The organism is Promicromonospora soli (assembly GCF_014653785.1).
In the GTDB taxonomy this organism is placed as follows: domain Bacteria; phylum Actinomycetota; class Actinomycetes; order Actinomycetales; family Cellulomonadaceae; genus Promicromonospora; species Promicromonospora soli.
Window position 1 is genome coordinate 585,179 of sequence record NZ_BNAS01000002.1, and the last position, 23,353, is coordinate 608,531.

Below are 23,353 nucleotides of genomic sequence, written 5' to 3' on the forward strand. Positions count from 1 at the left end.
ACCAGGCGAAGCGGACACGCCGGTCATTCTGAAACCAGCTCTTAGGCGGTGCCATCCTGGCGAGCCCGCCGCCAGATGTACTCGAACTCAGCGCTGTCAACGACGTCGACTACGAACTGAGGATCCTCAGCGATCCCGGTAGGCGGCGGCACAGGGATCGTCCCGAGACACGTGCTCTCCGACTCATGGTCTGCGTCGGCCCACGAGAGGTGCCCGTCTCGAAACTCGTCGACCTTCCGCACCTCCCAGCCGTCGACAACGTGTGCCCACAGGACGACGGGCTCGTCGGCATGCTCGTGCAGCCACTGCACGCGCTGGAAGTACACCGTCACGCCGCGCGCTTTCGGTTCATCAGGCACCGTCCGCATGCTGGTGCGAGTATCGGGCCGGCTGCCAAGACGAAATCGCCGATGGCTGGCTTGTCCAAGAGTGGGGACCACCAGGTCCCGCTTCTGCGTGCGAGTCTACCGACGGCGCCGTGGCGGTTACTACGATCAGTCGACGCCTCGAATCTGTCCTTGTCGCTCCCCGGTAGTCGGTGAAGGCTGGGGTTCCGCCTTGGCAGTCACGCGGAGGCTGTTGCTGCTCGACGATGAGGAACCACGTGGGAAGTACCGACTATCTTGAGTTTGAGGCAGCCTTGCTTGATGAGGTCGCTGCCTGGGCCTACCCGCCGGGCAATCTGATTGTCGACCCGCCGGTTGCCGACTTCCCGCTCATCGCCTGGATGGATCTTGTTGCCGACGGGAGTGGCCATCATGACGGTCGGTGTGCACTTCTCACGGGACAAGATCGTCGGCGATCAGGTGCACAACCAGCTCACGACGCTGCCGGCAACGCCGACGGCGATCGAGCTTCGTGCGGTGGGCTCAGCGCGCGTTCTCGCGAAAAGCACCAGCGAATGGTTGCGGGTCTTGGCCACTCGCGGGTACGCCCGCGAGGAGTGGGTCCACGAGGGAGCGGTGTACACGCGCCGCTACGTCGTCGCGGACACGGGTGAGCCGCTGGCCGAGAGCTACGACCACATGCGTGCCCCGAGTGCACTCGCCGCTAAGGGCGCGCAGGGGGTGCGCGTTCGTGAGCTCGGCAGCTCGGACCGCATCGTTCCCCTGACCGTGGAGTACTGATGCGCCAGACTCGACCACCCGCACCCCTCCTCGCCGAGATCGACGTGTCGGTCAGGGAGGCAGTGCTGCGAGTGAAGTGCGTGATCTCCGCAGACCAGCATGACGATGTCATCCACCTGTTGGATCACAACGAGCAGGGGTTGGCCCTTGAGACGCTGTGCAGCCACCTGTACGAGGACGACATAGAGATCGACGACGACGCCCGGCAGCTGATCGCCCATGCGGGCAATCTCATGGGCCTGAACCCGTTGCTCTGGGAACGCCTCGCTCCCGCACCTTGGCCGGCGCTCGACCCTGACTACTGGTGGATCCTGCCCATCGACGAACCCGACGACACCGAGCATCTCGTCGCACTGCGCACCGAACTGGACCGTGAAATCGCGCCCGGTCACCCGCTCCATGGCGAACCGTTCGACATCCTCGCGCGTTTCGCAGGTGCCGACGAGGTCCTCGTTCGGCTCACCGCCGGCCGGTTCGCCCTCGTTCACCCCACGTGGAGTCGACGGCCTGAACCTCCGCAGTGGCCCAAGACGATCATCTGCCGGGACGTCGTCGCTGCACAGGACGAGGTAGGTCGGATCCAACAGTGACGTCGTATCGTCGACGACGAGATCACCGCCCAGGCCAGCGGCCTGGACGACGACAACCGCAACGACGCTCTCGCGTGGGCGGAGTGGATCCGCGAGCACGCCAGCAACCGAACCCCTGAACGCCGCCGGCCCATGGATGCCGGCGACAACCAGTTCACCGACCGACCTTCAGCCCTACCTTGGCGGCTGGACATCATATGGGCCGCCTGTAGGTTCCGGTGGAACGTGACGGACGGACGGGCGAGTCTCAGTTTCGTGTCAGCGCCAGATTCTTGATTCCGTGTCGGAATCTTCAAGGAGAGCGTGTGGGCGGGCTCAGAGGCGTCAGAGCAGCGGCAGGTAGCGTGCCGCGGAAGCGAGAACGTTGATGCAGTCCTCGCACCGGAGGTGTCGCTCATCAAGCCGCTCGCGGGCGGCCGTGAGCAGCCCGGTCGTTGCATCCCACATGTTGGGGGTATAGAGCAGGCCATGATGCTGGAGGTGGAGCAGGACGGTCTGCGCGATCACACCAGCCGTCGCATGTGGCGGGACGACGATGTCGTAGCGGCCGATCACCTCAAGCGGTTCTTCTCGAATCCGTACGACCTCATGAGCGAGCCCACTGTCGATGATGCGCCACGTCTTGCGTTCGTCCGACTCTTCTCGATCCTTGTGCCAGTAGGCGCCGTCGTACTCGATCCCGAGTCGCGGTCCGTACTCGTGCGTGAAGAGCATGTCGAGCCACATCCTGCGGTCGCCTGGAACGGGGATGTCGCGCTCGCCCCGACCAAGGACGAAGCTCAGCAGCGTGAACACCTCGGTCTCCAGCTTCGAGGCGCGCGCGTCGTCCTTCGCGCACCGCGGGCATCCGTTCCCGGAGACAAACCTGCCGCGAGGTGAGTTGCCGTGCCAGTGTCGCCCCATGCTGGCACCGTAAGGGGAGCCACCGACATCGATCCGGAACGCCGCCCTGGCCTGAGCGAGGCAAGTAGCAGCCCGTCACGCCCGGCAAGGGTGGGTGTTCCTCGCACCCTTGGCGTTCGTTGACGACGCCCCTCGTCCTGGAGGCGGCCTGCGAGCGGGCACCGCGCGACCGGGTTGCCGGTCACTTACGGCACAACGACGTCGACGTCGTTCGGGTTGCGGTCGGGCCAGAGTAGAGATCTGCCGGCTCCCCCACTACAGTTATTACAGTTAACAAGGGAGGTCGGGTACATGGTCACTACGGTCGAAGCAAGCAAGGCCGACGCGAATGACCTCGTCGTCCTCGACCACGCCTTGGAGCAACTGCCAGCAGATTCGCCTGTCCGGGCCCTGCTCGCCAACCTGCACGGCAGCCTCGCGTCGGGCAAGAGCGCGACGCTCGTCGAGCAGGATGCTCAGCTCAGCCCTAATCAGGCGGCAGACCTGATCGGCGTCTCTCGCCCGTTCCTTCTGAGCTTCATGAAGTCCGGTGCGCTGAGCTTCACCATGGTGGGTACCCACAAACGGATCGCGCTGCCTGACCTGCTTGAGTTCAACGAGCGCCGGCTTGCAGCAGGCAAGCTTGTCGCGGAGGCCGCCGCGAGTGCTGCTTCGCGTGAGAGGGCTACCGTCGAGGCTGGCGCGCCGATCAGCGACGAGGCGCTTAGCGAGCTCGACGACCTCTGATCTGTTTAGGAGCGCGAGCCGTCCGGAACCGCCTGGGCCGATGGCGTGCGCTCCTCGCACTGCTGGCACACGGCAGGCGGGCAGAGAAGACCCTCATCGACCAGCGCTGCGTTGCTCCGGCCGGGTTCACGAGGTACTCCTCCGGGTCGGCCTGACCCGTCCGGGCCGCACAACGCCTGCTTGCGTTGGATCTGCGCAGCAGCTCGCGCGACAAGCTGGTCGACGTAGGCGTCAGGTGACAATGCCTGCGGCTCGTTCCCAGACCGAAAACCTAGCCACCCGCCCGAGGGGGCCAGCGCTGCAAATGTCACTCTCCGCGTTACATTTGCACCATGGGCGGCGTGCGACAGCGTGGGCAGGTGGCGCAGGTCGCGGCCGCACAATGGGGCCTGATCACAACCGCACAGGCGGTCGAAGCCGGAGCTTCCCGGATGCTGCTGTCGCGGATGGTGACGTCGGGAGAGCTGGAGCGGGTCACGCACGGGGTCTACGCGACGCCTGCGGCGGCCGCCGACCGGCTGGTGGCGGTTCGGGCGCTGTGGCTGTCCCTCGACGTGCGGCGGACGGCCGAAGAGCGGCTGCGCGACCGGTGCTCGGCGGGAGTGCTCTCCCACGCGACCGCCGCGTCGATGCACGAGATCGGTGATCTGCTGGACGCGTGGATCGAAGTCATTCTTCCGCACCGCTACCAGGGGCGACGCGACAGGATTCGGGCACATCGCGCGGCTCTCGGGCCCGACGAGGTCACGGTCGTCGACGGACTGCCCGTGACCACGGCGGCACGCACCGTCGCCGACCTGGTCGTCGATGGCCACGACCGGGATCACGTGGCCACGGTGATGACCGACGCGCTCCGGCGCGGACTGACGGACAGGGCCGACGTCGGCCGCGCGCTGGACCGAGTGCTGGGGCCGGCCGGTCCGGAGGTGCTTGCGGAGCTTCTCGCGGCAAGCGGGCAGGGTGCCTGAACCACCGGCGCACCGACACAACGTCGACACACCCACCTGGAGCACCGACAACCCGCATGTCCGCAGGCTCCCGCACCCTGCCTGCCCCCGTAGCGGTGACAGAGTTCATCCATGGTTCGGACGGAGGCGCTGCCCGAAGACGACCGCCCTCGTGAGCGCCTGCCGCCGGACAGGTCAGCGCGTTAAGTATCGCTGTGCCGGCTTGTCAGTGGTCCCACGTAAGGTCGTGGGTGCGGTCGGACACATGCCGAACGGGTGATCTCGGGGGAACGGCCCCGGGTAACCCAGGGCATCAGCAGAGCGAGGGCCAGTGAACGTTAGTGATGCGTTTGGCCGCTATCAGTCCTATGTGGATGCCGACCCGGCATCGGTGAAGGAAGCGCGCCGTCGTGGGAACGTCTTCAAGAGCGCCTTCGAGGAACTTTACGAGGTCGAGGAGGTTTTCATCTCCGGGTCCCTCGCGCGGAAGACGCACAAGAAGCCCATCAACGACGTCGACGTCGTCATCGTCTACGACCGTGACGCGCACCCCGACTGGGGACAGCCCGGAACCTCCGCCGAAGACGCCCTCAAGTACACCGGCGCCAAGGTCAACGAGCTCCTCGGAGCCACCAACGGCAGCCACGAGCGGTTGGTCCGCCTCGCACGGCCCGGCAACCACGCCGTTAAGTGCTTCGTCGACGACCCAGACGATCCAGACGCCTTCACGGTGGATGCCATGCCCGCGTTCCGAACCGAGACCGGACTGCTCATCCCCGAGACGGCCTCGACAGACTGGGTGCCCGCCAATCCCGAGTACCTGATCGATCAGGTTGCTGCCCGCACCGCATCCTGGAGTAAGTACCCGGGAACCGCACGGATGCTTAAGACATGGGCCAAGGAGCAGCCAGGCATCACGATCAAGTCCCTCGTGATGGAGGTGCTCGCTCTCCAGTTCCTGCGCCACGACGGCACCATGCAGCCGATCGCCGTCAAGGAGTTCTTCGTGCGAGCCGCCAACTACGTCGAGGAGGGATACGAGGTCACTGACCCGGCGGGGATCTGTGGCGCTATCCAGAACAGCCTCGACTACGAGAAGTTCGCCGAGTGCCTCCGGGACACCGCTACCAAGGCGGGCGCCGCGTTCTCCAAGCAGGCGGTCGGTGACCACGCTGCGGCGATCCGCCTCTGGGGCGAGATCTTCGGAGACGGTTTCCCGTCCCCGCCGCAGGAGCCCGGGAAGCCGGGCATCATCCCGGTCGTTCCGGACAAGCCGCGCCCGGTGAAGGACACACCTCAGGGATGACCGGGTCGCTTGCCCCGATCGTCTGGCCGGATGCGGAACCTCAGATCCTCGAACGTGATCTCGCTGCTATCCCGACCATCGCCCCGGACCTCGCCTACGAGCCGCCCGAGATGGCAGGTGAACATGTGATGCATCACGGACGCTGGGTAGGTCGGCTGCCCGTCTGGCCGTTCGATCGCCCTATGCCCGAGAGGCTGCGGGAGCTCGTGCCTGAGGGGGCGTCAGTCACGATGTGGTACTCGGCGGCCCATCCCGTGCTTCCGCCGCGCATCACGGTTACCGAGCCGGACCCGGAACTTGAGGAGCGGACCCAGCACAGGTGGCATGTCGCGCCCGGAGGCTCGCTGTGTCTGCTTCAGACCGAAGGTGACTGGACGCCCGAGACGAGCCCGGTCGAGCTTCTTCTCAAGGCTGCGGGCTGGCGTATCGAGTACGCGCTCATGAAGGCGGGGGTGGTCGATTCCATGACGACGAGCGGCATCGTCAGCGACTCGACGCGTGACCACCTGATCGCGGAAGCTGCTAGCCGATGAGTGCCGAGCATCCTTTCGTCGTCTTGCCGCGCGAGGTTGCCCAACGGATCGAAGATGCCGACGCCAGCGTCGGAGAGCTCACCCTCCAGTACCTGCCGTCTGAGGACATGTACGTCGTCAGGCGAGTCGCCGTTAACGGTGTGGGCGTTCAGGTCCGTCTGTCGGACTACCCCACCCTGAACTGGGAGGGGACGGTCTTCATTGGGCAGTGGATGACGAAGCCCGCCCCGGGCATCAACGAGAAACACCTGGACATGCTGCGACGAGGCGCAGACGTTCACGCGCCCTACGCAGACTTCAAGGACTCGCTGCCCTCCTTGCTCGACCCCGGCACGAAGACCGGCTTCCTCATCACCCACGACCCGGACATCCCCGCGGACTGGCTCACGCTGGGCGTGCAGCAATACGCCGCGTGGCTGGTCAACCGGGAAGGCGTAAGGCCCATGCCGCTCGCTGTCGAACCCGCGAAGCTCGGGCTCGGTCAACTCGAAGGCAAGTGGCCGGTGGCCGACCTCCAGCGCGCGAGGATCGCGGTTGTCGGCATCGGCAGCATCGGTGGAGCCGTTGCGCAGGCACTTGCCCAGTACGGCGTCGGGACGGTGGACCTTGTCGACCCTGACCGGTTCCTCTGGCACAACATGGTCCGCCACGTTCTCGGCCCCGACGCCGTCGGTCGCTACAAGGTCGACGCCATGAAGAGCGTGCTTGAGAAGCGATGGCCGGACACCGCCGCCCCCGCCCATCGCCTGGATGTGGTCGAGGACGCGCACCTCATGCGCTCCCTCTTCGCGGGTGTTGACCTCATACTGTGCGCTGCCGACGGCATTGCACCTCGCCGCGTCGTCAGCCATCTCGCCCGGCGGGCCGGCAAGCCAGCCATCCTCGCCTGCGTACTCGACGACGGAGCCCTCGCGGAGGTCATCCGGCTCCGCCCCAGTCCCCGGTACGGCTGCCTCCTCTGCCTCCGCAAGAGCCTTCGCGACCAGAACGCCCTCGATGCAGAGGCCGCTCAGGAACTGGACTATGGCACCGGCTTCATCCACCGTCCCATGACCGCCGTCGGAAGCGACCTGCACCTGGTCGGGCAGTTCGCCGCGAAGGCAGCGGTGGCCACGCTTCTCGAAGCGCAACACGGTGACCACACCCAGAGACTCCCGGGCGATTACGCCACCATTGGCCTGCGGCCGCCTGGAGACATGGCTGCCCCGTTCGACCTCGATCGCGCCCTGCAGGTGAACTGGGCTGGCCTGCCTTCCCCGCGCCCCGACTGCACCACCTGTAACCCATGAGCCCCGTGATCCACCTGACCACCACTGCGTGGGACACCATCAGAAGCGAGGTCGCCGCAGAAGCGGGTCGCCTCGAAACCGGCGGGATCCTCCTCGGCCACGACTTCGGCGACGTCCTCCAAGTCACCGTCGCAGGCGGCCCAGGACCGAACGCACAGCGCAGCCGCGACCGGTTCCTCCGCGACCGAGACCACGCCGCGCAACTCGCTGCCGGAGCGTGGGAAGCAGACCGTGCGCAATGGATTGGTGAGTGGCACACGCATCCCACTACGCCGCCCGTCCCCAGCCCGATCGACCTGGCCTCATACGCCCGACACCTGCAAGATCCAGACCTGAGCTTCGACCGCTTCCTGAGCGTCATCATCGGACAAGACGATCAGCACCAAGCACGTGTTGCTGGATGGATCGTCACCGCTGGCGCCGCGACATCCGTGCCCGTCAGCCTTGGAGACCTTCAATGACCGACACGATCGAGTTCGATCCCACCGATCCGGTCTTCATCTCATACCGCCACAGCGACGGCACCGACACCACTGCCGAGCTCGCATGGCTTCTCCGTGCGGCAGGGATCCCTGTGTGGCGTGACGTCGATGACCTCCCGCCCGGCGACACCAACGAACGTCTCAAGCAGGCCATCGACTCCGGGCTCTCCGGCGCCGTTCTTGTCATCACCCCAGAGGTGGCGCACAGCACCGTCATCCGAGAGGTCGAAGCACCTCGCCTCATCAACCTGCACCAGACCGACAACGACTTCGCCCTCGGCATCGTCAACGCCGTTCAGACGGAGTCCGGCTCCGTCGACTACGGCGCACCCGACCGCGTCCTGAACCAGTCCACCGAGACCCTCACGGGCGTCGACCAGAAGGCAAGCACACGCGAGGGCCTCATCGCACTCGTCCGAGGCATGGTCTTTCACCGCATCGCGCATCGGCGCTCCGCGGTCGAACTGAACGACGGAACGTTCAACCTCACAGTCCAGACCCGCAACACTCCGCAGGTCTACGACCGCACCGGCAGTGAGCTCGACATTCGCATCCGCCCCTCAACGCACGAGAGGCTGCCGAGCGCCGAGGGCCTCGTCGACCTCGCCGATGTCATCCAGTTCCTCCCGACGGCGGTCACTCGGGCAAGTGCGAAGCGCGTCAGGATCACCGGCGGCGCCCACCTCACCGTGGCTCTCGCCGTCGGCATGGCACTTCCGGCTTCGCGTATTGGGCAACTTGAAGTTATCGACCAGCGTGGCGTGGCTTGGGTTGGTGACGGCGTCGCACGCATGCCGGAAACTCCGAGCCTCGCCGTGGCATCCAGTGGTGCCGGTTCCAACGCCAACGACGTCGCCGGCCGCCCCCGCGTCGCGGTCTACCTCGACCTGATGTCGCCGCGCAGCGACGCAGCCTTCGAGAGGTTTGTCGAAGAGAACCGGTCTGCCCTGGCCACTTGGGTACACCTGCGACCCATCAGCGACAGCCCACTCGACCCTGCCATGGCCCGTGAGCTCGCCACGGAAGCGGCCTACCGAATCCGTGAACTCTCCAGCACCCATGCAAATGCCGAAGTTGACCTGCTGATCCGCGGTCCGTTCGCAATGGCAATCCTTGTGGGCTCGCTCCTCAATACTGTTCGCGTCACCGCGTACGAGTGGGACGACACCGAAGGGCCCGCGTACGTCCCCACTCTCCGCCTGCTCTCGTCGATGACAGAGGGAGCCATTCGAGAGGTGCTCATCTGACAGCGGCGACACCCTCTCATCGTGACGATCTCTTTGGCTTCCGGCAGGATCGGGGCCATGGCGACCGACGCGATACCGCCGAGCAGGGCCAGATTCCAGCAGCCCGACCCACAGACCCCCGGGGCACACCACAGCCTCCACTGAACCTGGGGCGGGACATGGGGCGTCAGATCCCAGAGATACGGACTGAGGCGGGCACAGCGGCCGGTAGTCTCACGCCCATGTACGCAGACAAGCCGTGTCTTCCGGCAGCTCGCGTCTCGTGACCGGAGGAACGGGCCCGGGGCTCCTGCAGGAGATCGAACGGGATGCGCTCGACAGCACCGCTCCGCTTGCGGACGTCCTGCGCAAGTGCGTGGCGCTCGGTGGACAGTCAGGTTCGACAGCGCTACGCGACTGGGCGCGACGAGAGCTCGACGGGTACAGGTACCCGGGGGCGGAGAAGGACCTCCCCTCGTACCGTCGAGTAGACGCGATGGTGATGATCGACGGCGCGGACCTCGCCAAGTCCGTACAGCGTCAGCAGCTCTCCTCCGTGGACGTGCCGGAGTTCGCGCGGAAGAAGATTTTCGGTCCGGTACCCCTGGGCCATCGGGTTGCGGAACTTGAGCGCCTGGCCAAGACCGCGGGCAGCGTCGAGTTTCAGGATGGCGCCATGCCCGAGGTCGTGCGCTACATGAACGAGCTGGCGACCGGTCCCGGAACCACGATCCACCGGATGTACTGGATGGTTTCTACGACGGCGGTGCACGGCGTCCTTGACACGATCCGAACGACCCTTGTCGCACTCGTCGCTGAGATGCGTGCGGCAACCCCGAACGAGAACACGCCGACAGCCGCGGTTGCGGATCAAGCTGTGAATGTCGTGGTCCACAACGCCAAGCGCAGCACGATCAACGTCAACACGAACCAGTCGGGTACTTCGATCGGGGACGCCACATCGACGGGAGCGAGCCATGCACCAGCCGATGGGCGCTCACGTGTTCTGGGCTGGATTCGCGGACCTTGGGGATTCGCCGTCGGCGCCGCCACGATCATCGCGGGAATCGTGGCGGTCGCGGCCTGGCTGAACTGGAACCCGTTCAGCTGACGTGCCGGGCGCCTGGTCGCGGCTGGGCGATGCACCGGGCCAGCTGCGAGGGAGGGCAGTCCTTGTTGACACGGATCGTGATGGGCTTCTCGGCGCCATTGAGCTGTTGTGCACAATCGCCTTACCGTAGAGGAGGCATCGAGGCCCGCCCCGCTGCAACGGGACGGGCCTCGTGGAGATCTCAGTGGTCTCCGAAGATGCTGATGATGAGCAGGATGGTTCGGGTCGCCTGGAGCAGCAGTCTGCTGATCTCCAGGCACCCGGATCTCTTGTCGTCCGGTGTGGGGCCTCGTGAGCTGGCCACGTGTTCACCTCCTTCGGTTGGGTTGTGAGCAGACCGTAGGCACTGATCGCAGCGGCGATCCAGTACACTGAAGGTGCGGCTAAACCCGCCAGAGATCGGCACACATCGATAACCGTATGATCTGAGATTCAGGCAGGTTTACACGTCCGGATCTAGACGTCACAATTGACTCATGAACTCCCTCGACTGGAGCCGCCAGCTCACCTCGAAGGAGCGCAAGTCCTTCGAGCACCGTGCCCACCTGCTCGGGCCAGGCTCGCCGTACAGCCGCTCCGTCACTGCGGCGATGCGGCGACGCGACGATCTGGCCCCTGCAGGCCGCGACCTGGTCTTGCGTCAGGATTACGTGTACCTGCGCAAGCCGATCGACTCGGCAGTCGTGTCGGACCGGGCGGCCCCGCCGCGCGAACTTCGCCCGTCGGCTACCCGCATCTCCTCCAGCCAGGGTTCGGCGCTGCGGTTCCACCTCGCTGTCTTGGACATCGCGCAAGCCACAAACAAGCGAGGCAATCGCGGCCGGCTTCCTGAGCTCCCGCTCGCGGCGTTTTCCGGCGGGATCGGGTGGACGGACGTCCTTGCCTCCGCAGCGGTCGAGTCGGGCGCCGGGAGCGACCTGTCGACGGTTCGCGACAAGAAATTCCGGACCCTCCGGTCGGTCCTGAGAACTCTCGACGACGCCAAGCTCGTCGGCCTGCACGGGCCCGCCAGAAAGAATGGCCGCCACGAAGGGTTCACCCTGCGGCACGAGGGCGGGCCTCAGAACGAGGGCGATCCGATCCCGTACGTCGTACCGACGGGCAGGGACGTGGCGGCCTTCTCACTGCCGGCCGGGTTCATCACGAACGGGTGGGTGCACGTCCTGGCAGACTCGGAAATCAATCTGCTTCTGATGGTCGCGTCCGGACGTGCCGGGCTGTTCCCCTGGGGCGATAGCGCAGACCTGGCGCCGGGTGAGGTCGCGATCCCTGCTGAGGTGCGCCTGCGGCACTACGGGATCCACCGCGATCCGTTCTCCGTGGCGCGCAAGACTCTCGCCTGGTTCGGCCTCCTGACTGTTCGCGAGATTGGACGTCACGACGATGGCCGGGCGCAGGACGACGAACGCAAGCTGCACCGACTGTCGCTCGACGTGGCCGGCTTCGAGCGGGACGCTCTCACTGTGCTGCGCGACCAGATCCAGCAGCAGCTCGCGCGACCAGCGCGATAGCACGCCGCTCGGTGACGTCCCGCCGAGTGATGTAGTTGCTCGACACCGTGCGGGGCCAGTTTTCCGAGTCCGGTGGAGGAGAGATCGCGCACCTCGGTCCCGGATGAGACGGTGCAACCTACTTTGCGCGACCGGCTCGACGCGCCCGGGATGGTGCAGGGTAGAGCGGCGTGTCCGAGCAATCTGCGCTGCACGTCGACACCGACACGGTCGCAACACTGCCGTGACACGAACACGGCCAGCGCGGGTGACATCACGCCGGTTCCGGGGTCGCCGAGTCCGGCGATCGCCGGATGCCCTGTCACGACGTCCTCCTGCGTGAACGGTCGCCGGTGCGTAACGGTTACGCACTGGGTTACTTTGCCACTCACATAACGTGAACGTAGTATCACGTTATGTGAAGACCATGCCATCCGCCCTGACACCGTTCCTTCGCTCGGACGCACAGGGTGCGGTACTCGCGGAGACAATGCTCGACCCCTCGGTTGAGCTGTCGTTCGCTGCAGTGTCGCGCAGAGCGGGTGTCTTGCCAGCCGTTGCACACCGCGAACTGACGCGCCTCATCCAAGCCGACGTCTTGCGTGACCGACGAGACGGCAACAACAGGCTCGTCCGCGCAAATACAGAACACCCCTTGTGGCCCTTGATGTCGCAGCTCGTTATCGAGACTTATGGACCCGTCCCCGTATTGCGCTCCCTGCTTGCCGACGTCTCCGGCGTCAGGGAGTCTTACCTCTACGGATCATGGGCGGCCCGCCGTGCGGGCCAACCCGGCCCGCCACCCAAGGACCTTGACGTTCTGGTGGTTGGGACCGCCTCACGCACCGACCTCCTCGACATCTCAGAGGCGGCGAGTGCGAAGTTGCACGTCGAGGTCAATGTCCATCGCACGTCTTCTGAAGCATGGGACGCGATGACCGATCCGTTCCTTGCCACGGTCGCATCGCGTCCGAAGGTTCAGTTGACGGGGGCAGACTCGAGCCCTCAAGAGAGGGAAGGCGCCGATGAATAGCGCTAGAGAGCCGGGCACCACGGGAATTGCATGGCGGCCAGATGCACCGGCCACCGCCTACCTGCTCGAGCGCGGCCAAATCGAACAGGTCAACGCCAATCCTGGCCACGCGTTGGCGATCCTCGCGGAAGCTCGGAAGCATCTGGGTTCTGCCCAACTGTTGGCGACGACTGACGATGTCGCCGCGGCTTTCGTGATGGCTTACGACGCAGCGCGCAAAGCCCTGGCTGCGATGCTCGCCGTCCAAGGCCTTCGGGCGAAGGGCGGCGATGGAGGACACCGAGTGCTCGGCGAGCTGATGCAGGCGCAACTTCCAGAAGACAAGCGGTTGTTGCGAGAGTTCGACTGGATGCGGCAGAAGCGCAACGACACTGAATACCGTGAAGAGAACCGGCCGACCGCGACCACCGATGACGTGACTGACGCGATCCCGGCCGCCGAGCGCATCGTCGAACTCGGGGAACGGTTCGTGGAGGAGATCAATAGGCGGTCCGCATCACCACGCGACATCAGCCGGCTGACCTCGACCAACCCGTGAACGTGCGAGCAACGGCCCCAACGACGTGATCACCGTGAGGTCCTCATGGAGATCGGCAATCAAGCGGGACGAGTGTGCGGTGTTGGGGCAACCATCGGACAAGATCACTCGTACGTGGTCGCGGCGCGCAGCCCGTCGTTCACGACTTCCCAACCGCTCCCCGGCGGAACCCTTCCCTGGTTGATGTAGTACCCGTCGGAGTCTTCGAGCCATCGTGCGAAGGCTTCCAGATACTCGTGCACTGTCGGATTGGCCCACGGCGCGTCCGACGCCGACTCGATCGCTAACGCCCGCGCGGTCCCGATCACGATGCCCCTGCCCGTAGCGATGGTCGCGGACGGGCATCCGCCGGCACTGCACTCCTCATCGACGTCAAACGCATCGTGCTCGAACTCGTAGTGGAAGCACACGTAGTGCATCTGCTCGAAGACGTCGAACTGTGCAGCGCTGACCCGAACTGGCCGATGGCTTCGCCGACACATGAGTTCCATGTGGTGGAGCATGGCAGAGCGTCATGGACGAAGAGTCTGCACGCTTGTATGACGGGCGGCTTTGAGCGTCGGAAGTGACGGCCACTCACTGAGCCTGGCCCTGAATGGCTCGCCAACTCTTTGCACGCCCGGCTCGACACACGCGAGATCGCGCAGGGCACAACGGCGTGTCCGCGCAATCTGCGCTGTACGTCAACATCGGCACCTTGGCGCCGGTCCGCCAGTCACCTCTGCGCGTAGTGCGCGATCAGCGCCGACCGGCGCGACGGTCCACCAGGTGACGGCGGATTACGACGAGGGGCCAATCATCGCCCAGGTCGAGGTGTCCGTCTCGCCGATGACGACGTCCCGACGTTGCGAGGCCGGGTGCAGGAGGCGGAGAAGGAACTCCTCATCGACGTCATCCGCCGCTGGTTCGAGTACCCAGAAGGGTGCGACCTACCACCGAGACTGCCCAGTTGTAGGCGGTCCTGGTGCTGGCACCGCCGCGCGACGCATTGCCCACGAGATCGCCGAGCCGCCTGGTTGTGGCCAGGGCTCTGGGCGCAGACCCCTGCGTGCGAGGGGGTGTCGTCCACCCGCGTGCCAACCCGTCGCGCGCCGCTGCGCCGGTAGCGACGAAGCGAGCGCAACTAGGGTCGGCTACCTTTGCCACGTGCAAGTCCTGGTCGAAGAAGGTTCGTGCATCGAAGTCCCCAATAGGGACGCCACGGGCATCGAGCGACGAGCCCATGGCGAATTCGTCGGCCCAAGAGGTGAGCTGGCGTCATATGCGATCGGGTGGACAACAGGTGTCGAGCCACACATCGGTCGACTCACGGTCGGGATTGGCGCGGGGAACCCGGGCGGAGGATCCTTCCATGCCGTCGTGTTCGAGAACGAAGAGGGCCACGCCTTCTCGCTCACGGACGAGCCGTTCGAGCGCGTCCCCCAGGGCGGACCAGACCTAACGGCTCACGAGGCGCGCGCGCACGAAGACCTGCCGTTCGTCTGGTGGGTCGCCGACCTGGTCATGCAACGCGATCGCCGGGCCTGGTGGATGAGGCACTGGCTGCTCGGCACCAGTTCGATCCGGACCGCGGAGGTCTTCGAGCTGGCCGAGCCGATCCTGCTCGTCAGCCATGATGACGCCGGCTACTGGCAGCTGATCGGGACATCTGACGCCGACGACAGCACAGGAATGGTCGGACACCTCTACCACGCCGTCGACGAGGATCCCACGCTCATCGACGTTCTTGATCTGCCTCCCGGCTACAGCGCGACGAGAGCACGCGTCGGTGACCCCTGGACTCGCCACCGCGACTAGACGGCTGTTGCAGGGTGCTGCGTTCCACGACGCGACGTACCTGCGGGTGAAGACGCACCTGCCGCGCCCGCTGCCGGCGCCGAAGTCGCCGCGCGACCGGGGCCCGACCGCAATAGCGTCGGCACGTCCGGCGTCCGCCGGATCCAGCACAAGGAGGTCAGGCGATGGGACTCTTCGGCCGCCGTACACCGCGCCCCGCCCGCCAGAGCGCCGAGGCGACCAGCGTCGAGACGCGGCCGCCGACCGACCACGAGTCGCCCGCCGACCGCGAGGCGTCCCGCCTGTGGTCGGACGGCTTCGGCCGCGTCGGCACGCGGTCGCTGCAGGTCCTCGCGGTCGTCGCGGTCATCACCGTCTTCGGGTTCGTGGGCACGCGCCTGACCCTCGTCGTGATCCCCGTACTCATCGCCCTCGTGCTGTCCGCGGCGATCTCCCCGCTGGTCACCTTCCTGCGTCGCCGCGGTCTGCCGTCGCTGCTCGCGACGTGGATCTCGCTCCTGACGCTGGTAGCACTGCTGTCGGCGATCGTGTGGCTCGTCGTGCGGGCCGTCGTGAACCAGTGGGACGAGCTGCAGGACCAGGCACTCGAGGGCTTCGACTCCCTGCAGGACTACGTCCAGGACCTGCCCTTCGACATCACCGACGAGCAGATCAATTCGGTACGCGAGTCCGCCTTGAACTTTCTGCAGTCCGACGCCGTCGGCTCCGGCGCCGTCGCGGGTGTCTCCCAGACCGCCGACTTCGTCGCCGGCTTCTTCATCATGATCGTCGTCCTGTTCTTCTTCCTGAAGGACGGCCCGGCGATGTGGGAGTTCCTGCTGCGGCCGTTCGAAGGGCACCGGTACGAGCGGGGGCAGCGCGTCGGCACCGCGACCATCCGTACGCTCGGCGGCTACGTGCGCGGGACGGCGATCGTGGCGGTCGTCGACGCTGTCGCCATCGGTATCGGCCTCGCGATCGTGGGCGTGCCGCTGGTCATCCCGCTGTCCGTGCTCGTCTTCCTGCTCGCCTTCATCCCCCTGGTCGGCGCCACCGTGGCCGGCATCCTCGCGGCCCTGGTCACGCTCGTCGCCGTCGGACCGGTCGAGGCGCTCATCGTCGTCGCGATCGTCGTCGTCGTGAACCAGCTCGAGGGCGACTTCCTCCAGCCGATCGTCATGGGCCGGACCCTGCGCCTGCACCCGCTCGTCATCCTGTTCGCCCTGACCGCTGGGACGGTGCTCGTCGGCATCACCGGCGCCATACTCGCCGTGCCGATCGCCGCGTCGATCTGGCGCGCGATCCAGGTGTGGGACGGGCCCGACCTGCCGGCACGGTTCGCCCGCCAGAAGCGCTCCGAGACCGTCTGAGGGTGTGCGACTTACGTCGCCAAGGCTGCGGTACAGATCCTCGACACCCCGGCGTGCACGCCTCAGCCGCCCAACAACTTCCAGGTCCCCTCGGAGACGACCTCGACGGCCCGGTCGGCCACCACGATGGCGGTGTCGTCGTCGATCGCGTACGCCGGGCCGCCGATCCCGGCCGCCCACTTCTCGGCGGCCGCCATCGTGTTGTACGGCAGCATCGGATGGTCGACGTGCGGGAAGATCGAGAAGTCGACGACCCCGAGCGCGGCGTCGTCGCCCGACGGCGGCGTCCACTCGACGAAGAACTGCCCGATGCGCGGGGACATCACCATGCTGCCCGCGCTCATCCCCACGTAGACCGTCTCGGTGAACGACGGCAGGAGATCCGCGACCCCGGACTCCCGCATCCAGTGGTTCAGGTACAGGGCGTCGCCGCCCGACACCAGCAGGACGTCCGCGTCCCGGAGCTTGGGCACCCAGAGCTCTGGGTCGATGGTGGGCAGCGCGGTCAGCTCCAGCACCCCAACGGACTTCCAGCCCAGCTCGACCATGGGCTCGGCAGAGCGTCCGGCGATGAAGCGCCACGCCTCGTCTCCCGGGCCGGCCTGGGGGTGCCCGTACATCGCGGTAGGGATGCAGAGCGCGTCGCAGTCTGCGACCGGCCGGCCGAGAAGGCCGAGCAGCGCGTCGTGGATGCTCGTGTTCTTGACGCCTGCGGACGTGAGAAGAAGCTTCACGATGTCTCCTGGTTCGAGTGACGGGAGGGAACGAACCGTAGACCTCGAGGCGCCGGGAGAATCATCGCTGCCGCAGGCGCTGGACGGGCGGCTCGCTCGTCGGCTCGTTCAGAGGCGCGCGAACCGTGCACGCGCGAAGGAATAGAAGCCGAACGCGGCGAGTCCCAGCCCGATCAGGAGGAGCAGCACAGCACCGAACTGCTGGTCGCGCACCGTCCGCAGCGCGTCGTCGAGACCGCCGGCCCGCGACGCGTCCGCTGTCGCCGCGGCGGCCGCGACCAGCCCGCCGACGATGCCGAGCGCGATCCCCTTGTCGACGTAGCCGACCTGCCCGAGCCGTACCACCAGCCGCCCGACGGAACGACCGCCTGTCCCCGCAAGGTCGCGCAGGAACTTCTTACGCAGCCCCTTGACGACGTGGTACACGCCGACGGCGACGATCGCCAGGCCCACGCCGGCCACCAGCCAGCGGCCACCCGGCATGGCCAGGACACCGGCCGTCATGCTCTCCTCGCTCCTGCCCCTTCCGCCGGCGCCCTGCGCGTACCGGACGCCGACGACCGCCAGCGCCGCGTAGAGCACACCCTTGGCAACGTTCTTGGCCCGCGCGGCTGCCTTGCGCTCCATGTTCGGCCCGCCGACGACGGCCGTGGCGAACTGCCACACCGCGAGCGCGGCGAACCCGACGGCGACCGCCCAGAGGATCACCTCACCGCGAGGCGCCTGGGCGAGCGTGCGGAAAGCACCTGACGCGTCCGCCTCGCCCGAAGGCCGGCCGAGCGCGAGCTGGACTGCCAGCCATGCGACCAGTAGGTGCAGTACGCCCGAGGCGACGTAGCCGCCTCGGGCCAAGGCCTGCACGGCACTGCTGTCCTGGGCGTGCCGGGCGGCGTCGACGGCCGGCGGGGCGGAGTCGTCGGCCGGCGACGATGAGTAGTCGGACAAGCACCACACCTCCGTCGGTCCGCGGATCGCTGTGTAGTCCACGTTCGCGCGTTTTGGCGCCATTCGCATACCGCACGTACGGGACCGCGGCCGAGTCGGCACACGGGGTCGACTTCGTCCAGCCGGCGAGCGGCGACCTGGATGCTTTACCTGACGATGCGCGACGGCGGACGATGAAGGCATGGCAGCGTTGCGACGCGCGGTGCGGGCGGCGGCGCTGACGGCCGGCGTCCTGGCGGGGGTCGCAGGCCTGGCCGTCGGCGTCGCCTGGCTCGGCCAGGACGCGCTCGTGTACCACCCCGACCGCTCGTCGCCGGGCCCGGCAGCATCGACGGTCGACGGCGGTGTCGACGTCACGCTGGTCACCGCCGACGGGCTCGATCTAGCGGCATGGTTCGTCCCGCCGTCGGCCGAGGTGCGCGACCGTGAGGTCGCAGTCCTGGTCGCGGCGGGCAACGGTGGCAACAGGCTGGGACGCGCCGAGCTTGCCGAGCTGCTCGCGGAGCGCGGTTTCGCGATCCTCCTGCTGGACTATCGCGGCTACGGCGGCAACCCCGGCCGTCCCACCGAGGTCGGGCTCGCGCTCGACGCGCAGGCCGCCCAGCGGGCACTGGCCGAGCGGGGCTACCCGCCCGAGCGGACGATCTACTTCGGCGAGTCGCTGGGCGCCGGAGTGGTCGCCACACTCCAGGCCGAGGTACCGCCCGCCGGGCTCCTGCTGCGCTCACCCTTCACGTCCTTCGCCGACGTCGGCGCCCACCACTACCCCTTCCTCCCCGTCGAGGCACTGCTGCGGGACCGGTACACGGTCCTCGACCACGTGGCCGCGACGCAGGTCCCGGTCACGGTCGTGCACGGCGACCGCGACGACATCGTGCCGCCGGCGCAGAGCGAGGCCGTGGCGCGGGCCGCGCCCCGGCTGGTCGAGCACCTCGTGCTTCCGGGGGCAGGGCACAACGACGCCTTGATGTTCGGGCCGAGGATCGCGGACGCCGTCGTCCGGCTCGCCGATCATGCCGTCGGCGGATGAGCGCTCGCGTGGTGAGTGTGCCGATCTCCCCGGCGTCTGGCATCCTGCATCGATGCCAGCACGAGAGATGATGAAGCGCCTCGCAGAGGTCATCGACGCGCATCGGTGGGATGAGCTCCCGCAGCTGCTCCATCCCGAGTTCTCTTGTCACTACGTGCACACAGGCGAGACGTTCGACCGCGATTCGTGGGTGCGACTCAACGCGGACTACCCCGGCTTCGAGAATTTCCGGCTCCTCGACTGTGTAGCCGATCACGAGCGCGCCGCCGGCCGCGCCCACGTCACGGGGACGACCGACGGCGAGCCGCAGCACTTCGAGGTGGCGACATTCATCACCGTGCGCAGCGACCTCATCGTCGACATGACCGAGGTGTGGACGGACGTCGACCTGACCGCGCCCGCAGGCACCAGGCCCCAATAGGACAAGACCTGTCGCGCAGGCAGGGCACGAGCCTAGGCCCGCTCCCCGGCGAGCTCTGCCCGCACCTCGTCACGAAGCCGCCCGTGCCGTGCCGGGTCCGGCGCGGCCGCGAGCAGGGTCTTCGTGTAGTCGTGCTGCGGGTCGAGGATGACCTGGTCGGACGGACCTCGCTCCACGACCTCGCCGCGGTACATGACGAGGATCTCGTCGCTGAAGTGGCGGGCCGTCGCGAGGTCGTGGGTGATGTACAGGACGCCGAGGTTCTCCTCCCGCTGCAGGCGTGCCAGGAGGTTGAGCACCCCTAGGCGGATGGAGACGTCGAGCATGGAGACCGGCTCGTCGGCGACGAGGAACCGCGCCCCGGGCGCAAGGGCACGCGCGATCGCGACGCGCTGGCGCTGGCCGCCCGACATCTCGTGCGGCCGCTTGGCCGCGTAGACCTCGGCGGGCGTCAGGGACACGCGCTCGAGCAGGGCGCGGGTGTGCTCGGCGACGGCATCGCGGCCGCGCGCGACACCGTGGAGCTGCAGCGGCCGCTCCAGGTGGTGCGCCACCGTGTGGAACGGGTTGAGCGACGCGAACGGGTCCTGGAAGACCATCTGCACGTCGTGCCGGTACGCCCGCAGGGCGGAGCGGCTACCCGACACCGAACGGCCGTCGAGCATGATCTCCCCGGACGTGGGGGTCTCGAGCCGCGCCAGCGTCCGGGCCACGGTCGACTTGCCCGACCCGGACTCGCCCACGAGCGCGACGGTCTTGCCCGCCTCCAGGGTGAACGACACGTCGTCGACGGCGCGCAGCCGGGAACGCCGCAGGCCGTGGCCCAGGCGGAATTCCTTGACGAGGTTGCGGACCTCGAGCGTTCCCATCAGGCGGTCCCTTCGATGGTGGTGTCGGCAGCGCTGTCGGCGCTGTCGGCCGGAGCGGCGCCCGGGCCGGCGTCGGCGTCCGAGCCCGGTGCGTGGCCGGTGCCCGACTCTCCGGCCGCGGCCCCTGACCGCACGAACCCCCCACGCTCGCCGACGAGGCTGGGGAACGACTCCAGCAGACGCCGCGTGTAGGCGTGCTGCGGGCGCTCGTAGATGTTCTCCGCGGTGTCGAGCTCGACGATCTCGCCTTCGAGCATCACGGCGATCCGGTCACTGATCTCCAGCAGGAGCGGCAGGTCGTGGGTGATGAACACGACCGCGAACCCGAACTGCTCGCGCAGACGCATGATCTCGCGCAGGATCCCCCGCTGGACCACGACGTCGAGCGCGGTGGTCGGTTCGTCCATGATCATGACCTGGGGGTTCAGCGCGAGGGCCATGGCGATCATGACGCGCTGGCGCATGCCGCCCGACAGCTGGTGCGCATAGCTGTCGAGACGCGCCGGGTCCACACCCACGAGCCCCAGGAGCTCGGCGGCCCGTCCGGCGCGCTCAGCCCGGGACATCCCGGGTCGGTGCGTCGTGAGGACGTCGTCGATCTGGGCTCGCACGGTGATCACCGGGTTGAGCGAGTTCATCGCGCCCTGGAACACCATCGAGACCTTGTCCCAGCGGAAGGCACGCAGCGCCTCGCCGTCGAGCGCCGCGACGTCCACGTCGCCGCCGACGCGGTCGTGGAAAAGGACCTCGCCCGACGTCAGGACGGCCGGGGACTTCAGGAGCCGCGTGAGCCCGTAGGCGAACGTTGTCTTGCCGCAGCCGGACTCGCCGGCGAGCCCGAGGATCTCGCCGCGGTGCAGCGTGAGCGACACGTCGCGCACGGCACGGACCACGGGCGTGGTCCGGTACTCGATCGACACACCCTTGGCGGACAGCACTGGGACGGTCATACGGTCACCTCTGTCTTGGGCTCGGCGGGTGAGGCCGGGACGGCTGCGGGCGCTGAAGCCTCGGTTGCCCGACGTCGGCCGGTCGCCTCCGCGACGACGCGCAGCTTCGGGTTGACAACCTCGTCGATCGAGAAGTTGACGAGCGAGAGGCCGGCGCCGAAGACGGCGATGAGCAGGCCCGGCGGTACGAACCACCACCAGGCGCCCGCGGACATCGCGTTGCCGCCATAAGCGTCCGTGATCATGGTCCCCCACGTGATGGAGCCGTTGGGGCCGAGCCCGATGAAGGACAGGCCTGCCTCACCGAGGATCGCGAAGACCACGGCGAACAGGAACTGGGCCGCGAGCAGCGGCAGGAGGTTGGGCAGGATCTCGACGAGGAGGATCCGTACTGTCCGCTCGCCGGCTACCTGCGACGCCTCGACGTAGTCGCGGGACCGCAGGGACCGGGCCTGCGACCGCAGCACCACCGCGGAGCCTGCCCAGCCGGTGATGCCGAGGATGAACGCGACGAGCCAGAGGCTGCGGCTCTGCATGTACACGGCGATGACCATGACCAGCGGCAGCCCGGGGATGACGAGCATGATGTTGGTGACCATGGTGAGGATCTCGTCGGTCCAGCCGCCGGCGTAGCCGGCGAAGATCCCGAAGATCAGTGACAGCACGATCGCGATGGCCGCGGCGGCGAGTCCGACGACGAGCGAGCCCCGAGCGCCATGGGCGAGCTGCGCGAGCACGTCGTAGCCCAGCTTGGTCGTGCCGAGCAGGTGGTCGGCGCTGGGCGGCAGCAGGGCGTCATTCCCGGAGAACCGGGGGTCCTGGACGAGGAACGGCGCCACTACGGCGAACACCACGATGCCCAGGGTGATGACAAGGCCCGCGACAAGCTTCGCGGAGCGACGGGGAAGGATCCGGTTCTCAGCCATTGTGACGCGTCCTCGGGTCGACGAAGCCGTAGACGATGTCCATGAGGAACGTCGCCGCCAGCACGGTGAGCGTGATGACCAGGAACAGGCCCTGCATGAGGGCGAAGTCGTTGCCCTGGACGGCGGTGATCATCAGCTTGCCGAGACCGGGGTAGGTGAAGACCTGCTCCATGACGATCGCGCCCGTGACCACGAAGGCGAGCGAGATGCCGAAGCCCGCGATGGACGGCAGGGCCGCGTTGCGGACGGCGTAGCCGAGCAGGATCCGCGAGCGCCGCAGGCCCTTGGCCTCGGCGGTGGTGATGTAGTCCTCGGACAGGGTGGACACCATCATGTTCCGCATCCCGAGGAGCCAGCCTCCGAACGACGACAGCACCACGGTGAGCGCCGGCAGGACGCCGTGGTATGCGACGGAGCCCGCGAACACCCAGGAGGCCTGCGGACCGTCGAACGTGAACACGTCGTAGCCGCCGATGCGGGGGAACCACGGGTTGACCACGGCGAAGCCGTAGACGAGCAGCAGCGCCACCCAGAAGTACGGCAGGGACTGGAGCAGCGTGGAGCCGGGGATGATGTGGTCCACCCAGGTGCCGCGCTTCCAGCCGATCCACGCGCCTGCCGCGATGCCGAGGACGAACGAGATGATCGTCGCCAGGCCGAGCAGGCCGATCGACCACGGCAGGGCGGCCGAGATGAGCTCCACGACCGGCGTGGGGAACTTGGTGACCGAGACCCCGAGGTCGCCGCGCAGCAGGTTGCCCCAGTACGCGACGTACTGCTCCCACATGGTCTGGTCGGTGTCGGACCCGAGGAGGAGCCGGATGGTGCGCTCGACGCCGGGGGTGACCTCGCCGCTGCGGGCCATCTTGGCCAGCATGATGTCGGCGGGGTCGCCTGGCATGAGCCGGGGGATCAGGAAGTTCAGCGAGATGGCGGCCCACACGGTGATCGCGTAGAAGGCTGCCCGCCGCAGGTAGTACCTCACGTGTCGCTCCCGTCCGTCCGCACCGTCGCGGCTTCTCCTCGGGTCC

General features: G+C 67.3%; 27 protein-coding genes. 17 read left to right on the forward strand and 10 right to left on the reverse strand.

The annotated features are described in order from the left end of the window. Positions 1-41 precede the first annotated feature (41 nt). Positions 42-359 (reverse strand): DUF6881 domain-containing protein, encoded by a 318-nt coding sequence (locus IE250_RS08400; RefSeq protein ID WP_189668804.1) that lies wholly within the window; start codon positions 357-359, stop codon positions 42-44. Between the two features lie 399 nt (positions 360-758). On the opposite strand from IE250_RS08400, the gene IE250_RS08405 reads away from it, so the two are divergent. Together IE250_RS08405 and IE250_RS08410 are read left to right on the forward strand one after the other, a co-directional pair. Then, entirely contained in the window at positions 759-1,127 is a 369-nt protein-coding gene (locus tag IE250_RS08405) for a hypothetical protein (RefSeq protein ID WP_189668805.1), read from the forward strand. Next, positions 1,127-1,717, forward strand: coding sequence for a MafI family immunity protein (locus tag IE250_RS08410; protein ID WP_189668806.1), 591 nt, complete (start codon positions 1,127-1,129; stop codon positions 1,715-1,717). Before IE250_RS08405 ends, IE250_RS08410 begins: the two co-directional genes overlap by 1 nt. Positions 1,718-2,041: 324 nt before the next feature. Here the strand turns inward: IE250_RS08410 and IE250_RS08415 are convergent, their stop codons facing one another. Then, positions 2,042-2,512, reverse strand: a complete 471-nt coding sequence (locus IE250_RS08415; RefSeq protein WP_189668807.1) for a hypothetical protein — start codon at positions 2,510-2,512, stop codon at positions 2,042-2,044. Positions 2,513-2,911: 399 nt separating this feature from the next. On the opposite strand from IE250_RS08415, the gene IE250_RS08420 reads away from it, so the two are divergent. The 8 genes from IE250_RS08420 (at position 2,912) to IE250_RS08455 (ending at position 10,240) form a co-directional block, all read left to right on the forward strand. Beyond that, entirely contained in the window at positions 2,912-3,346 is a 435-nt protein-coding gene (locus IE250_RS08420) for an excisionase family DNA-binding protein (protein WP_189668808.1), read from the forward strand. Between the two features lie 332 nt (positions 3,347-3,678). Beyond that, positions 3,679-4,314 (forward strand): type IV toxin-antitoxin system AbiEi family antitoxin domain-containing protein, encoded by a 636-nt coding sequence (locus tag IE250_RS08425; RefSeq protein WP_189668809.1) that lies wholly within the window; start codon positions 3,679-3,681, stop codon positions 4,312-4,314. Between the two features lie 349 nt (positions 4,315-4,663). Then, positions 4,664-5,599, forward strand: coding sequence for a nucleotidyltransferase domain-containing protein (locus IE250_RS08430; protein WP_229872271.1), 936 nt, complete (start codon positions 4,664-4,666; stop codon positions 5,597-5,599). Then, entirely contained in the window at positions 5,596-6,132 is a 537-nt protein-coding gene (locus IE250_RS08435) for a hypothetical protein (RefSeq protein ID WP_189668811.1), read from the forward strand. The genes IE250_RS08430 and IE250_RS08435 overlap by 4 nt, the downstream gene beginning before the upstream one ends. After that, positions 6,129-7,421: a HesA/MoeB/ThiF family protein gene (locus IE250_RS08440; RefSeq protein ID WP_189668812.1), complete on the forward strand. Its 1,293-nt coding sequence runs from the start codon at positions 6,129-6,131 to the stop codon at positions 7,419-7,421. The genes IE250_RS08435 and IE250_RS08440 overlap by 4 nt, the downstream gene beginning before the upstream one ends. Beyond that, the gene (locus tag IE250_RS08445) at positions 7,418-7,882 is read left to right on the forward strand and encodes a M67 family metallopeptidase (RefSeq protein WP_189668813.1); all 465 of its coding nucleotides are present in this window, start codon (positions 7,418-7,420) and stop codon (positions 7,880-7,882) included. Before IE250_RS08440 ends, IE250_RS08445 begins: the two co-directional genes overlap by 4 nt. After that, on the forward strand, positions 7,879-9,150 hold the full coding sequence (locus IE250_RS08450; RefSeq protein ID WP_189668814.1) for an SAVED domain-containing protein: 1,272 nt from the start codon (positions 7,879-7,881) through the stop codon (positions 9,148-9,150). Before IE250_RS08445 ends, IE250_RS08450 begins: the two co-directional genes overlap by 4 nt. Positions 9,151-9,412: 262 nt before the next feature. Next, on the forward strand, positions 9,413-10,240 hold the full coding sequence (locus IE250_RS08455; RefSeq protein WP_189668815.1) for an AbiTii domain-containing protein: 828 nt from the start codon (positions 9,413-9,415) through the stop codon (positions 10,238-10,240). Between the two features lie 181 nt (positions 10,241-10,421). Here the strand turns inward: IE250_RS08455 and IE250_RS24830 are convergent, their stop codons facing one another. After that, positions 10,422-10,544: a hypothetical protein gene (locus IE250_RS24830; protein ID WP_268247794.1), complete on the reverse strand. Its 123-nt coding sequence runs from the start codon at positions 10,542-10,544 to the stop codon at positions 10,422-10,424. A 286-nt stretch (positions 10,545-10,830) separates the two neighbouring features. Between IE250_RS24830 and IE250_RS08460 the strand changes: the two genes are divergently transcribed. From IE250_RS08460 to IE250_RS08470, 3 genes are all read left to right on the forward strand, one after another. Then, positions 10,831-11,751 (forward strand): hypothetical protein, encoded by a 921-nt coding sequence (locus IE250_RS08460; RefSeq protein WP_189668816.1) that lies wholly within the window; start codon positions 10,831-10,833, stop codon positions 11,749-11,751. Positions 11,752-12,148: 397 nt separating this feature from the next. Further along, a complete protein-coding gene (locus IE250_RS08465; RefSeq protein WP_189668817.1) occupies positions 12,149-12,763 on the forward strand; it encodes an ArsR family transcriptional regulator in 615 nt (204 codons plus the stop codon). Continuing rightward, positions 12,756-13,301 carry a HEPN domain-containing protein gene (locus tag IE250_RS08470; protein ID WP_189668818.1) on the forward strand — a complete coding sequence of 182 codons (546 nt, stop codon included), beginning with the start codon at positions 12,756-12,758 and terminating at the stop codon, positions 13,299-13,301. Before IE250_RS08465 ends, IE250_RS08470 begins: the two co-directional genes overlap by 8 nt. A 104-nt stretch (positions 13,302-13,405) precedes the next feature. Here IE250_RS08470 and IE250_RS08475 read toward each other — a convergent pair whose 3' ends face one another. Beyond that, complete coding sequence (locus IE250_RS08475) at positions 13,406-13,792, reverse strand: DUF7660 family protein (RefSeq protein ID WP_189668819.1); 387 nt, start codon at positions 13,790-13,792, stop codon at positions 13,406-13,408. Between the two features lie 61 nt (positions 13,793-13,853). Between IE250_RS08475 and IE250_RS25140 the strand changes: the two genes are divergently transcribed. Together IE250_RS25140 and IE250_RS08485 are read left to right on the forward strand one after the other, a co-directional pair. Beyond that, positions 13,854-15,098 carry a formyltransferase family protein gene (locus IE250_RS25140; RefSeq protein ID WP_189668820.1) on the forward strand — a complete coding sequence of 415 codons (1,245 nt, stop codon included), beginning with the start codon at positions 13,854-13,856 and terminating at the stop codon, positions 15,096-15,098. A 164-nt stretch (positions 15,099-15,262) separates the two neighbouring features. Further along, positions 15,263-16,447: an AI-2E family transporter gene (locus IE250_RS08485; protein ID WP_189668821.1), complete on the forward strand. Its 1,185-nt coding sequence runs from the start codon at positions 15,263-15,265 to the stop codon at positions 16,445-16,447. Between the two features lie 62 nt (positions 16,448-16,509). Here IE250_RS08485 and IE250_RS08490 read toward each other — a convergent pair whose 3' ends face one another. Together IE250_RS08490 and IE250_RS08495 are read right to left on the reverse strand one after the other, a co-directional pair. Continuing rightward, entirely contained in the window at positions 16,510-17,181 is a 672-nt protein-coding gene (locus IE250_RS08490; RefSeq protein ID WP_189668822.1) for a Type 1 glutamine amidotransferase-like domain-containing protein, read from the reverse strand. A 108-nt stretch (positions 17,182-17,289) separates the two neighbouring features. Further along, on the reverse strand, positions 17,290-18,126 hold the full coding sequence (locus IE250_RS08495; RefSeq protein ID WP_229872273.1) for a DUF1206 domain-containing protein: 837 nt from the start codon (positions 18,124-18,126) through the stop codon (positions 17,290-17,292). Positions 18,127-18,307: 181 nt separating this feature from the next. Here IE250_RS08495 and IE250_RS08500 point away from each other — a divergent pair, with 181 nt between their 5' ends. Both IE250_RS08500 and IE250_RS08505 read left to right on the forward strand, forming a co-directional pair. Next, entirely contained in the window at positions 18,308-19,156 is an 849-nt protein-coding gene (locus tag IE250_RS08500; RefSeq protein WP_189668824.1) for an alpha/beta hydrolase, read from the forward strand. A gap of 52 nt (positions 19,157-19,208) precedes the next feature. After that, entirely contained in the window at positions 19,209-19,577 is a 369-nt protein-coding gene (locus IE250_RS08505) for a nuclear transport factor 2 family protein (protein WP_189668825.1), read from the forward strand. Between the two features lie 32 nt (positions 19,578-19,609). Here IE250_RS08505 and IE250_RS08510 read toward each other — a convergent pair whose 3' ends face one another. The 4 genes from IE250_RS08510 to IE250_RS08525 are packed head-to-tail and all read right to left on the reverse strand — an operon-like array spanning position 19,610 to position 23,307. Continuing rightward, positions 19,610-20,446, reverse strand: coding sequence for an ABC transporter ATP-binding protein (locus IE250_RS08510; protein WP_189668826.1), 837 nt, complete (start codon positions 20,444-20,446; stop codon positions 19,610-19,612). Then, entirely contained in the window at positions 20,446-21,396 is a 951-nt protein-coding gene (locus tag IE250_RS08515; RefSeq protein WP_189668827.1) for an ABC transporter ATP-binding protein, read from the reverse strand. The genes IE250_RS08510 and IE250_RS08515 overlap by 1 nt, the downstream gene beginning before the upstream one ends. Beyond that, positions 21,393-22,322 carry an ABC transporter permease gene (locus IE250_RS08520; protein ID WP_189668828.1) on the reverse strand — a complete coding sequence of 310 codons (930 nt, stop codon included), beginning with the start codon at positions 22,320-22,322 and terminating at the stop codon, positions 21,393-21,395. Before IE250_RS08520 ends, IE250_RS08515 begins: the two co-directional genes overlap by 4 nt. Further along, complete coding sequence (locus tag IE250_RS08525; RefSeq protein ID WP_189668829.1) at positions 22,315-23,307, reverse strand: ABC transporter permease; 993 nt, start codon at positions 23,305-23,307, stop codon at positions 22,315-22,317. Before IE250_RS08525 ends, IE250_RS08520 begins: the two co-directional genes overlap by 8 nt. Between the last annotated feature and the right edge of the window lie 46 nt (positions 23,308-23,353).